Source organism: Actinomadura luzonensis (assembly GCF_022664455.2).
Taxonomy (GTDB): Bacteria; Actinomycetota; Actinomycetes; order Streptosporangiales; family Streptosporangiaceae; genus Nonomuraea; species Nonomuraea luzonensis.
Map to the genome: position 1 here is coordinate 575,765 of NZ_JAKRKC020000002.1, position 12,068 is coordinate 587,832.

The 12,068-nt window shown below is 75.7% G+C and carries 10 protein-coding genes; 6 read left to right on the plus strand and 4 right to left on the minus strand.

Features of this window, described 5'->3' with window-relative positions; all coding sequences use genetic code 11:
- Nucleotides 1-34: 34 nt before the first annotated feature.
- Genes MF672_RS32845 through MF672_RS32860 form a run of 4 tightly spaced genes read left to right on the plus strand, consistent with a single transcriptional unit; the run spans nt 35 to nt 4,774 of the window.
- Complete coding sequence (locus MF672_RS32845) at nt 35-2,029, plus strand: PQQ-binding-like beta-propeller repeat protein (protein WP_242378594.1); 1,995 nt, start codon at nt 35-37, stop codon at nt 2,027-2,029.
- Nucleotides 2,029-2,772, plus strand: a complete 744-nt coding sequence (locus tag MF672_RS32850; protein WP_242378595.1) for an amidohydrolase family protein — start codon at nt 2,029-2,031, stop codon at nt 2,770-2,772. Before MF672_RS32845 ends, MF672_RS32850 begins: the two co-directional genes overlap by 1 nt.
- Complete coding sequence (locus tag MF672_RS32855) at nt 2,769-3,509, plus strand: amidohydrolase family protein (protein ID WP_242378596.1); 741 nt, start codon at nt 2,769-2,771, stop codon at nt 3,507-3,509. The genes MF672_RS32850 and MF672_RS32855 overlap by 4 nt, the downstream gene beginning before the upstream one ends.
- Nucleotides 3,506-4,774 (plus strand): DegT/DnrJ/EryC1/StrS family aminotransferase, encoded by a 1,269-nt coding sequence (locus MF672_RS32860; RefSeq protein WP_247815528.1) that lies wholly within the window; start codon nt 3,506-3,508, stop codon nt 4,772-4,774. Before MF672_RS32855 ends, MF672_RS32860 begins: the two co-directional genes overlap by 4 nt.
- Before the next feature lie 50 nt (nt 4,775-4,824).
- On the opposite strand, the gene MF672_RS32865 is transcribed toward MF672_RS32860, so the two are convergent.
- From MF672_RS32865 to MF672_RS32875, 3 genes are read right to left on the minus strand one after another with little or no spacing between them, the layout of a single operon-like run.
- On the minus strand, nt 4,825-6,411 hold the full coding sequence (locus MF672_RS32865) for an ABC transporter permease (RefSeq protein WP_242378598.1): 1,587 nt from the start codon (nt 6,409-6,411) through the stop codon (nt 4,825-4,827).
- Complete coding sequence (locus MF672_RS32870) at nt 6,408-7,322, minus strand: ABC transporter ATP-binding protein (protein ID WP_242378600.1); 915 nt, start codon at nt 7,320-7,322, stop codon at nt 6,408-6,410. Before MF672_RS32870 ends, MF672_RS32865 begins: the two co-directional genes overlap by 4 nt.
- Nucleotides 7,319-7,978 (minus strand): TetR/AcrR family transcriptional regulator, encoded by a 660-nt coding sequence (locus MF672_RS32875; protein WP_242378602.1) that lies wholly within the window; start codon nt 7,976-7,978, stop codon nt 7,319-7,321. The genes MF672_RS32870 and MF672_RS32875 overlap by 4 nt, the downstream gene beginning before the upstream one ends.
- A gap of 365 nt (nt 7,979-8,343) precedes the next feature.
- Between MF672_RS32875 and rph the strand changes: the two genes are divergently transcribed.
- Nucleotides 8,344-10,941, plus strand: a complete 2,598-nt coding sequence (gene rph / locus MF672_RS32880; RefSeq protein WP_242378604.1) for a rifamycin-inactivating phosphotransferase — start codon at nt 8,344-8,346, stop codon at nt 10,939-10,941.
- Between the two features lie 19 nt (nt 10,942-10,960).
- On the opposite strand, the gene MF672_RS32885 is transcribed toward rph, so the two are convergent.
- Nucleotides 10,961-11,284, minus strand: a complete 324-nt coding sequence (locus tag MF672_RS32885) for a hypothetical protein (protein WP_242378606.1) — start codon at nt 11,282-11,284, stop codon at nt 10,961-10,963.
- On the opposite strand from MF672_RS32885, the gene MF672_RS32890 reads away from it, so the two are divergent.
- Nucleotides 11,283-12,008 (plus strand): alpha/beta hydrolase, encoded by a 726-nt coding sequence (locus MF672_RS32890; protein ID WP_242378607.1) that lies wholly within the window; start codon nt 11,283-11,285, stop codon nt 12,006-12,008. The genes MF672_RS32885 and MF672_RS32890 overlap by 2 nt on opposite strands.
- The last annotated feature ends 60 nt before the right edge of the window (nt 12,009-12,068 follow it).

Here is a 12,068-nt window from a genome sequence, read left to right on the forward strand (position 1 = left end):
CAAAATTGGGCAACCTGCTCGTGGAGGTGCGGCCGTGCCGCGTAAAACCCTCGCAGTCCTCGCGGCCCTGGCCGCCGGCCTGCTCCTGCCGGCGCTCCCGGCCCAGGCCGGCGGCCCGCCGACGGCGTCCTCGTGCGCCGCGCCGCGGGTGGAGACGTTCGGACCGGCGTCGATGACCGGCGCCATCGTGGGCGCCGCCGTCCATGACGGCAAGGCCTACGTCGTCACCCGCGGCCAGAAGCCGCCCGTGCTGGCCGAGATCGACCTCGGCACCCGCAAGGTCGTCAGGAGCGTCCGCCTGCCCGACGGCCCGGCCGCCGGCGAGCCCGAAGGCGGCTGGGCCACGGCCGTGTCGGGCGGCAAGGTCTACGTCGGCACCTATCCCGTCCCCGACCTCTACCGCTTCGACCCGGCCACCGGCGAGGTGGAGCGCCTGGCCTCCTTCGGCAAGAACGGCGGCTTCGTCTGGACGCTGACCGCCGCCCCCGACGGCACCCTCTACGCGGGCACCTACCCCGACGGCCGGGTCAAGGAGTACGTCCCCGCCACCGGCGCGGTGCGCGACTTCGGCGTGCTGGCCACCGGCGAGCGCTACGTCAGGGCGGTCGCCGCCGACGCCGGCCACGTCTACGCCGGCCTGCTCGACAAGGGCAAGCTCGTCGCGATCGACCGCGCCACCGGCGCCGTCACCGAGCTGGCCCAGGGCCCGGCCGGCATCGGCGTGGTCGCCGAGCACGGCGACCGCGTCCTGGCGGTGAGCGGTCAGACCCTCATCGACGTGCGCAAGGACGGCACCGACCGCCGCGACGTGCCCCTCGGCGCGGGCAGCTTCGACGCGCTCACCGTGGCCCCCGACGGCACCGTCTACGGCACCTCCCGCCCCGACGGCGCCGTGCACCGCTACCGCACCGGCGACAGCGCGCCCACCAGGATCGCCGACCCGCCGTCCCAGGACGACGAGACCCGGCGGCTCGCCCTCACCGGCGAGCACACCCTCGTCGGCTTCTCCGGCAGCGGCGGCATGTGGTCGCTCGACCTCACCACCGGGCGCTCCCAGTTCACCGACCTGATCGAGGCCGGCCTGCCGGCCGGCCCGGAACGCCCGCAGAGCATGCTGCTGGTGCCCGGCCGCGCCGTCTACGTCGGCGGCCACTTCTTCATGGACGTGCGCGACCTGCGCACCGGCGAGCAGCGCCGCTTCCGCGTCCCCGGCGAGCCGAAGGACCTGGTGCGCCGCGGCGACAAGATCTACGCCGCGATCTACCCCAGCGGCAACATCATCTCCATCGACCTCCGCACCGACGAGGTCCGCAGCCTCGGCTATCTCGGGCACGGCCAGCAGCGCCCCTGGGACCTCGAGTACGACCCGGTGCGCGACAAGCTGCTCGTCGCCTCCGCGCCGCTCGGCGCCGAGCTGGAGGGCGCCCTGTCGATCGTGGACCCCGACACCGGCCGCATCGACGTCCACAAGGGCGTCATCCCCGGCCAGAGCCTCATGAGCCTGTCGCTGGACGCCCGCGCGGGCATCGTCTACCTCGGCGGCGACGTGCTCGGCGGCGGCGGCACCCCGCCGGTGCACGCCTCGGCCTCCGTCGCGGCCTTCGACCTGCGCACCCGCACCGTGCTGTGGCAGGTGGACCCGGTCGCCGGCCACCGCACCTTCCAGGACGTCAAGGTGCACGACGGGCTGCTCTACGGCGTGTACAAGCGCAACTCCGGCGCCTGGATCGCCCTCGATCTCGCCACCAGGACCGTCAAGTACCAGGGCACCCTGTCCGGGTACGGCGAGCTGACCACGCACCGCGGCCGGGTGTTCGCCGCCACGTTCTTCGGCGGCGGCAACGCCTACGAGCTGAGCGACCACGCCACCCAGCTCGCCACCGGCCTCGGCGACGAGTGGTACACCAACCCGCAGCTCCACTTCGAGCCCGGCTCCTGGAAGGCGTGGACGCTCAGCGGCCGGAACCTCGCCAGGATCGACCTCGACCCGCGCTGCCCGCCGCTCACCGTCACCCCGCCGCAGTCCTGATGCCGTACCCCGTCGTGGACGCGCACCGGCTCATCGGCCCGATCCCCTTCGACGACCTGCCGGAGGACCCGCGGCCGGACATGGCGCGGCTGGGCATCGGCCGCGCCTACGTCACCCACAGCCTCAGCCTCCACTCCGACGCCCGCGCCGGCAACGAGGCGCTGCTCGCCCTCGACGACCCCCGGCTCGTCCCGGTCCCGGTGCTGCTGCCCGACCCGCCCGGACCCCGGTGGTCCGGGGCAGGGCCGACCGGGGCCGGGTGGTCCGGGGCAGGGCCGACCGGGGCGGGGCCGTTCGGGTGCGAGGCGGGCCGGGACGTGCCGATGGTGCGGCTCTGCCCGGCCCGGCACCGCTTCGACCTGACCGGGCCGTCGGCCCTGCGGGCGCTGGCGGCGCTCGGCGTCCCGGCGGCCCTCGACCTCGACGAGACCACGCCCGCGCAGCTCCTCGCCCTCGCGCGGGAGCTGCCCGGCCAGCGCGTCCTGCTGCTCAACCCCGGCTACCGGCGGCTGCGCGCGATCGCCGAGCTGATGGCCGCCCTCCCGAACCTGTGGCTGGAGATCGGCACCGTCAACACCCAGCGCGGCGTCGAGTGGCTGGCCCGCCGCTTCGGCGCCGAACGGCTGGTGTTCGGCACCGGCGCGCCCGTCATGGACGACTGCGGCCCCCGCTTCCTGCTCGACCACCTCGACCTGCCGGAGGCCGACATCGCCCTGATCGCGTCCGGAGGCGGCCTGCTGTGATCCTCGACGCGCACGGCCACCTCGGCCCCTGGCCCGACTTCCTCATCCCCGACCAGTCGGCCGAGGGCATGGTCGCCCTCATGGACCGGCTCGGCGTCGACGCCGTCGGCATCAGCCACCTGGTCGCCGTCGGCGCCGGCGCCGAGGAGGGCAACCGGCTCGCGTTCGCCGCCGCCGAGCGCCACCCCGGCAGGTTCGGGGTGTGGCAGGTGTACAACCCGCACCAGCGCAACCCGCTTGCCGCAAGCGGCGTCTGGGGCGTCAAGCTCCACCCGGACGTGCACCGGTGCGCCCTCGACGACCCCCGCTACGACCCCGTCTGGGAGCTGGGCCTGCCGGTGCTCGCCCACGGCCAGACGGACTCGCCGTGGAGCGACCCCGAGCGGTTCGTCACCGTGGCCCGCCGGCACCCGCAGGTCCCGCTGCTGCTCGGGCACGCCGGGCTCTGGCCGCACGGCTTCGCCCGCGCCGCCGCCCTCGTCCGCGACCACCCGAACGTGCACCTGGAGATCTGCGGCTCCAGGATGACCGGCCGCTGGGTCGCCCGGCTGGCCGCCGCGATCGGCGCCGACCGCGTCGTCTACGGCTCCGACGCCTGCTTCCTCGACCTGCGGATCGGCTTCGGCCGGGTCGCGCTCGCCCCGCTCACCGACGCCGACCGCGCCCTCGTGCTGGGCGGCAACCTGGCCCGCGTGCTGCGCGCGGCCGGCGTCCTGCCGGAAGGACACCTGCCGTGACGCTCGCCCTCCACGGCGGCGCCCCCGTCCGCGCCGATCCCTGGCCGTCGTGGCCGCCCCCGCTGGACGCCGCCCAGCGCGCGCTCGTCACCGCCGTGCTCGACAGCGGCCAGTGGGGCGCCACGCAGGACGGCCGGGTCTGCGCGGACCTGGCCGCCGCGCTCGCCCGCCGCTCCGGCGTCGCGCACGGCGTCACCGTCGGCAACGCCACGCTCGGCCTGTTCGCGGCGCTGCGCGGGCTCGGCGTCGGGCCCGGCGACGAGGTGATCGTGCCGGCGTACACGTTCGTCGCCACCGCCACGGCGGTGCTGCTGGCCGGCGCGACCCCGGTGATCGCGGACGTCGACGCCGCCGACCTCCACCTGTCCGCGCCCGCCGTGGAGGCCGCGCTCACGCCCCGCACCGCCGCGATCGTGCCGGTGCACCTGGCGGGCAGCCCCGCCGACATGGACCCGCTCGACGCGGTCGCGGCCCGGCACGGCCTCGCCGTCGTCGAGGACGCCGCCCAGGCGCACGGCGCCGCCTACCGGGGCCGGCCCGTCGGCGGGCTGGGCGACGCCGGGGTCTACAGCTTCCAGTCCAGCAAGGCGATGACGGCGGGGGAGGGCGGCCTGGTCGTCTGCCGGTCCAGCGAGGTGTACGAGGCCGTCTGGTCGGCCTGCAACGTCGGCCGCGCGCCCGGCGGCGCCTGGTACGGCCACCCGCGGGTCGGCTGGAACCTGCGCCTGACCGAGATCCAGGCCGCCCTGCTGCTGCCCTGGCTGGACCGGCTCGACGACGAGATCGACCGCAGGAACGCCTTCGCCGCCGCCGCCGGCCGCGAGCTGGCGGCGCTCCCGTCGTCCGGCCGGGACGGCGGCGCGCCGGTGACGGTGGTCCCGCCGCCGCCCGGCACCACGCGCGACTCGCGGCACCTGCTCATGCTGCGCCTCCACGTGCCCGTGGACCGGGCGTTCCTGCTGGCGGCCATGGCGGCGGAGGGCGTGCCCCTCGACGGCGGCTACCCGCCGCTCGGCACGATGCCCGCGCCGGCCCGGGCGGGCGCCCGCGCGGAGCCCTGCCCGGCGGCCGAGGCCGCGGCCCGCGAGGTGTTCTGGGTCCGCCAGCCCATGCTCATGGCCGGCCCCGACGGCGCCGCCCACGTCGCCGGCCCTGCCCTCCGCCAGCCCGAGGCCCTGGCGAGCTCAGCCCTTGCTCCGCCCGGCCCCGCCCATGAGCGCCGCCGTGAGCCGCCTGTGAGCGCCGCCTGTCAGCGCCGCCCGTGAGCGCCGCCTGTGCGCCCCGCCCGTGAGCGCCGTCCTTGGGGCGCGGGCCGTCAGCCGAAGTCGCGGCGGCGGAGGGCGAGCAGGCCGCCGCCGAGCAGGGCCGCCGTGACGGCGAGCAACGCCAGGAGCGGCCCCGCGGCCAGGGGCGCCGGGCCGAAGGCGTTCGGCACGTAGTGCAGCGGCTCCAGCGGGCTGCCGCCCCACAGCCCGTACAGGGGACCGGCGACCTGCCCGAGCGCGGCGGTGAGCACCCACACCGCCCAGGAGAGGGCCGCGCTCGCCCGCGGCAGCAGCCCGTAGCCGAGCACGCACACCGCCCCCACGCACCACACGGCCGGCACCGCGGCCAGCGCCCCGCCGAGGAAGCGCGGCACGTCGGCGAGGCCGCCCACCAGCGCCGCGTACAGCGCGCCGAACACGAGCCCGGCCACGGCCAGCAGCGCGGCCGTGCCGAGCCCGGTCACGAGCAGGTGCCCGGCCGCCCACCGCAGCCGCGTCACGGTCGTGGCCTGGACGGCTTCGGCGCGGCCCGACGTCTCCTCGGCGCGCAGCCGCAGCACCATGAGCACCGGGTAGAGCGCGACCGCGTAGGCGAGGATCAGGACCAGGTACCAGGAGTAGGCGGCGAGCGTCCCCTCGGGCGGCACGCCGAGGGTGTTCCTGATGTTGTCCGCCACGACGCTCGGCCGCGCCAGCAGGTCCCGCGCCAGAGGGCTCAGCGCGGCCGCCGCCGCCGCGAAGGACGCGACCCCGGCCGCCCACTTCACCAGCAGCCCCCGGTGCAGCCGCCAGGCCAGGCTGACCGGCCCGCGCAGCTCCGGCGCCCGCGCCCGGCCGAGGCGTTCGGGCAGCAGCCCCGCGCCGAGGTCGCGGCGGGCGAGCAGGCGCCGGGCGAGCCCCAGCAGGGCGGCCCCGGCCGCGACCAGCACGCCGAGCATCCACCACCGCTCGTCCTGGTAGGGGCGGACCAGCTCGCTCCAGCCGAGCGGCGAGAGGGCGACCAGCCACCCCTGCCCGGTCGCGTCGCCGGCGTAGCGCATCACGTAGGAGACGCCGAGCACCGACAGGCCGATCGCGGTGGCGGTGCGGGCGTGCCGCGCGAGCTGGGCGGCCACGGCCGCGACGCCGGTGAACACCCAGCCGGCCGCCGCCACGGCGGCCCCGTAGGCGAGCGACCCGCCCGGTTCGAGCCCGGCCCCGATCAGCGCGAGCGCCACGGCCAGCCCGCCGGCCACCCCGGTCCCGGCCGCGGCCAGCACGGCGGCGGCGAGCTGGGCGTGCCGGCCCACCACGGCCGAGCGCACCAGCTCGGCGCGCCCGGCGTCCTCCTCCGCGCGGGTGTGCCGGACCACGGCGAGGACGGCCGCGAACGCGCTCGCCACGTACAGGAACCCGCCGCTGCGCCAGGTGGCCAGCACCTCCAGCCGCGGCTCGACCTCCCGCCCGCCGAGCCCCTGCAGGAACGCGTTGTCGCGGATGATGCCGAGATAGGCGAGCTTCAGCTCGTAGGTGCCCATGTTCCGGTTGATGTAGCCGACCATGGCCAGGCCCAGGGCGACGATCAGCAGGACCCACCACGGGGCGACGGCCCGCTCCCGGCGCGCCGCCAGGCGGGCCAGCCCGGCTAGGCCGGTCATCGCGCCGCCCCCGCGTGCCGCGCGGCGTCCCGCTCGTAGTGCCGCAGGAACAGCTCCTCCAGAGTGGGTGGGCGGCTGACCAGGGCGCGGACCCCGGCGTCGGTGAGGTGCAGCAGCACGGCGTCCAGGGCGCCGGCGTCGACGTCGAGCCACACGCGCTCGCCCTCGGTCCGCAGGTCGTGCACGCCCGGCAGGCCGGCCAGCCCCTCCGGCGGCGCGGCCAGGTCGGCCTGGATGGAGGTGCGGGTGAGGTGGCGCAGGCCGGCGAGGGTGCCGGTCTCGACCGCGCGGCCGTCCCTGATGATGGTGACGCGGTCGCACAGCGCCTCGACCTCGGCCAGGACGTGGCTGGACAGCAGCACGGTGCGCCTGCCCAGGCGCCGCTCCTCGCGTAACGTCTCGCGGAAGACCTCCTCCATCAGCGGGTCGAGGCCGGTGGTGGGCTCGTCCAGGATGAGCAGCTCGGCCTCGGAGGCCAGCGCGGCGACCAGCGCCACCTTCTGCCGGTTGCCCTTGGAGTAGGCGCGGCACTTCTTGCGCGGGTCGAGGTCGAAGCGCTCCAGCAGGTCGGCGCGGCGCCGCTCGTCGAGCCCGCCGCGCAGCCGGCCGAGCAGGTCGATCACCTCGCCGCCGGACAGGTGGGGCCACAGCGTGACGTCGCCGGGCACGTACGCCAGCCGCCGGTGCAGGCGCGTGGCGTCGGCCCACGGGTCGCCGCCGAGCAGCCGCACCTCGCCCGCGTCGGCGCGCAGCAGCCCGAGCAGGATCCGGATCGTGGTGCTCTTGCCCGCGCCGTTGGGCCCGAGGAAGCCGTGCACTTCGCCGGTGCCGACGGCGAGGTCGAGGCCGTCCAGGGCGCGGGTGCCGCCGAACGTCTTGGTCAGGCCGGCGGCCGCTATCGCGTCGTTCATGAGGATGCTCCTCGGTCGGCGGGGGAGGCGCCGCGGCCGGCGTCCAGGGCGTCGCGGTGGGCGGCGGCCTCCTCCGGGCTGAGCCAGGGGTGGGAGTAGAGGTCGAGCAGGGCCAGGGCGAGCAGGTGGGCGCCTTCGGGGCTGGCCACCTCGACGCCGAGCCGCCGGGACACGTGCCGCTGGAGGATCCCCACCGCCAGCGCCATCGCCGTGCCCACCGCCGCCCTGGCCCTCCGTCCGGCGAAGGGGACGTCGGCGCGGCGCTCGTCCAGCTCGGCGAGCCACTGCTCGCTCATGCCCGCCATGGCGTCGAACACCGCCTCGGCCCGGCCCTCCGTCAGGGCCCGCGCCAGGTAGCCCTGGTAGGGGCCGAGGGCCGCCATGGCGGCCGCGACGTGGTTGACGCCGCCGGGGGAGGGGGCGGCGAGGACCTGCTCGTTGATGCCGGTCAGCAGCTTGACCAGGTGCTCGTCGCACGCCTCGCGCAGCTTCTGCTTGGAGCCGAAGTGGTGGCGCAGCAGCCCTTGCGAGACGCCGGCGCTCTCGGCGATCGCCCGGGTCGTCGCCTTCTCGAAGCCGTGCTCGCCGAACTGCCGCAGGGCGGCGTCGCGGATCCGCGCGCGGGCGGTCAGATCCTCGGGATCAGGACTGTTCACGTGAACAGCGTACTACGCGCTTGAACAGTCAGGTGAGAACGATTCAGCCCGGATCGCGCGATCGGCCGCGGCGGCCACGGAGGTGACGCGAGGGGCCGGTGGAATCGGACCACGCTCTACGGCGTCAGCCCGGCCATGAGGGACAAGGTCAGGACGGCCATCGACGAACTGGGCCATCGGCCGTGGCGAGGGGGATGCGCGGCCGCACCTTCACCCTCGGCGGCCGGAGCTGGAGGGGGCTTTCGCGCCTCCCCTCCACTTTCACTGTATAGCAGATCCGCCGGCCTCATGAGGCGCAAAAAATTGCTCCATACTTGCCCGTTGCGAACCAGGCCGACGAGCAATGGAGCAGGAAATTGGGCTATGTGATCGGTTTCGAGCAGATCGATTCCACGAACGTCGCGGCCGTCGGCGGCAAGGGCGTCAACCTGGGTGAGCTCGCCCGTATCGACGGGGTCCGGGTGCCGGACGGGTTCTGCGTCACGACCGACGCCTTCCGGCGGGCCGTCGCGGCGGCTCCGTCGATCGACGCCCGGCTCGACCGGCTGGCCCGGGTGGAGCCGGACGACCACGAGGCGATCCGCACCCTCAGCGAAGAGCTCCGCCGCGTCATCGAGGACGTCGCGGTCCCCGGCGAGGTGGCGGCCGAGATCGGCGAGGCGCTCGCCGCGCGCGGCGAGGGGGAGCCGTACGCGGTGCGCTCCAGCGCGACGGCCGAGGACCTGCCGACCGCGTCCTTCGCCGGCCAGCAGGACTCCTACCTCAACATCGCGGGGCTGCCGGAGGTGCTGCGGCACGTCCGGCGGTGCTGGGCCTCGCTGTTCACCGAGCGGGCGGTCACCTACCGCATCCGCAACGGCATCGACCACCGCAGGGTGCTGATGGCCGTGGTCGTCCAGCGGATGGTGTTCCCGGACGCGGCCGGGATCCTGTTCACCGCCGACCCGGTGTCCTCCAACCGCAAGGTCGCCACCGTCGAGGCCGGCTGGGGGCTCGGCGAGGCGCTGGTCTCCGGCCTGATGACCGGCGACGTCTACACGGTCCGCGACGACCGGGTCGTCTCCCGGTCGGTCGCCGCCAAGCCGCGGCTGGTCCAGGCCTCGCCGGACGGCGGCACCGAGGACGCGCCGGTCGAGCCCGGCCGGCAGGAGCAGCCCGCGCTGACGGACGAGCAGGCGGTGCGCCTGGTACGGCTGGGCCGCCGCGTCGAGGCGCACTTCGGCCGCCCCCAGGACATCGAGTGGTGCCTGGTCGGCGACGAGTTCCACCTCGTCCAGAGCCGGCCCATCACCACCCTGTTCCCCGTCCCCGAGGCCGGCGACCAGGAGAACCACGTCTACGTCTCCGTCGGGCACCAGCAGATGATGACCGACGCCATGAAGCCGCTCGGGCTGTCGGTGTGGCAGCTCACGACCCCGCGGCCGATGTACGAGGCCGGCGGGCGGCTGTTCGTCGACGTGGCCCCCGCCCTGGCGACGGCCGCGGGCCGCGCCACCCTCATCGGCACCCTGGGCAAGTCCGACCCGCTGATCAGGGACGCGCTCCAGACCGTCGTCGACCGCGGCGACTTCGTCCGCCCGCGTCCCGACGAGGCCCCGGCCGGGGTGCCCGCCACCGGCCAGGCCGCCGAGATCGAGACCGACCCGGCCGTCGTCACCGAGCTGATCAGGCGGGGCCAGGAGTCCTTGGCCGCGCTCAGGCGCGACATCGAGGGGCTGTCCGGGCCGGAGCTGCTGGACTTCATCAGGGCCGACATCGGCGAGCTGCGGCGCGTCCTGTTCGACCCGCGGACCCTGCCGATGATCATGGCGGGCATGGAGGCCGCCTGGTGGCTCAACGACCACATCGAGGAGTGGCTGGGCGAGAAGAACGTCGCCGACGTGCTGACGCAGTCCGTCCCGCACAACGTCACCTCCGAGATGGGCCTCGCGCTCCTCGACGTCGCGGACGTGGTCCGGCCGCACCCGGAGGTCGTGGCGCACCTGCAGCGGGTCGCGGACGAGGGCCGGGAGGGCGACGGCTTCCTCGACGAGCTCGCCGCGCTGCCCGGCGGGGCGGAGGCGCGCGACGCGATCCGCGCCTTCCTCGGCACCTACGGCATGCGCTGCACCGGCGAGATCGACATCACCAGGACCCGCTGGAGCGAGCAGCCCGCCACGCTCATGCCCACCCTGCTGACCAATGTCAGGAACTTCGAGCCGGGCGCCGGCAAACGGCACTTCGAACAGGGGCTCCAGGCGGCCCGCCACAAGGAGCAGGACGTGCTGACCCGCCTGCGCGCCCTGCCCGGCGGCGAGCGCAAGGCCGAGGAGACCAAGCGGATGATCGACCGCGTCCGCACCTTCGCAGGCTACCGGGAGTACCCCAAGTACGGCATGGTCAGCCGCTACCTGGTCTACAAGCAGGCGTTGCTGCGCGAGGCCGACCGGCTCGTCGGCGCCGGCGTCCTGAGCCGGCGGGACGACCTGTTCTTCCTCCGCTTCGAGGAGCTGGAGGAGGTCGTGCGCACCGGCCGGGCGGACGCCGCGCTCGTCCGGGAGCGGCGGGAGGCGTTCCGCTCGTACGAGGCGCTCACCCCGCCCCGCGTCCTCACCTCCGACGGCGAGGCGCTCAACGGCCAGTACCGCCGGGACGACTTCCCGCCCGGCGCCCTGGCCGGGCTCGCCGTCTCGGCCGGCACCGTCGAGGGCCGGGCCCGGGTCGTCACGGACATGGCGCAGGCCGATCTGGCGGCGGGCGACATCCTGGTCACCCCGTACACCGACCCGAGCTGGACCCCGCTGTTCGTCACCGTCGCCGGGCTGGTCACCGAGGTGGGCGGCCTGATGACGCACGGCGCGGTGATCGCGCGCGAGTACGGCCTGCCGGCCGTCGTGGGCGTGCAGCAGGCCACCCGCCTGATCCGCGACGGGCAGCGGATCCGCGTCCACGGCACCGACGGCTACGTCGAACTCCTCGACTGAACGCCCCGCGGGCGACGGTTCAGCGGTCGAACCAGCGGGCGGCCGCTTCGACCAGGAACGCGGGCTCGAACGTCGCGGCCGCGCCGCCGGCCGCGACGGCGAGCAGCACGAGACCGAAGGCCACGTCGACGGTCAGGATCATGCGAACGGCGCGCGCGGTCGCCGGCATGGGCCCGGCCAGGTTGACCTCCGTCACACGATCATTGTGCGGCAGGTTCAGCGGCCGCGCACCTCCCGCCGCCGGGCCGGGCGGGACGTGGCCGCCTCCGGAGGAGCTCGCCCGCCGCGTCACGACGCTCGTCCAGGTGCCGGACCCGCCGGCCGGCGCTACGATCCGGCTCATGGACCTCGACGTCGCGGCGCTCCTGACGGCGTACCCCTGCCCCGCCCCCGGTCCGTCCCCCTGCGTCGTCGTCCTGCCCGGCGGCGGCTACACCCACCTGGCCGCGCACGAGGGCGAGCCCGTCGCCAAATGGCTCAACTCCCTCGGCTACGCCTCCTTCGTGCTGCGCTACCCGGTGGGCCCGGACGACCTCCACCCGGTCCCGCTCGACACGGCCCGCGCCGCGCTGCGGCACCTGCGCGCCACCGCCGGCCGGCACGGCATCGACCCGCGGCGCGTCGGCGTGCTGGGCTTCTCCGCGGGCGGGCATCTCGCCGCCCACGTCGCCACCGCTCCGCGGACCCCCGCCGACGCCCGGCCGGACTTCGCGGTCCTGGTCTACGCCGCCCTGTCCTGGGTCACGTTCCGGGCCACCGAGCCGCGCGCGCTCTCGCACGACCCGCTGCTCGGCCCCGACCCGGCCCCGGAGCAGTGCGAGGCGGTGTCGATCGAGCTGATCGCCACCGCGGACACCCCGCCCGTGCTGGCCGTGCACGCCGCCGACGACCGCGTCGTCCCCGTCCGCCACTCGCTGCTGCTGACCGAGACGCTGGCCCGCCTGGGCGTGCCGGTCGAGCTGCACGTCCTGCCGCGCGGCGGCCACGGCTTCGGCCTGGGCGAGCACGACCCGCAGGTCAGCCGCTGGACGGAGCTGTGCGCCGACTGGCTCCGCCGCTACGCCTGACGCCGCAGGTGAGCGCGGCGTAAGTGGGTACACCGTGCATGCGGCCACACCCGCGCGAGG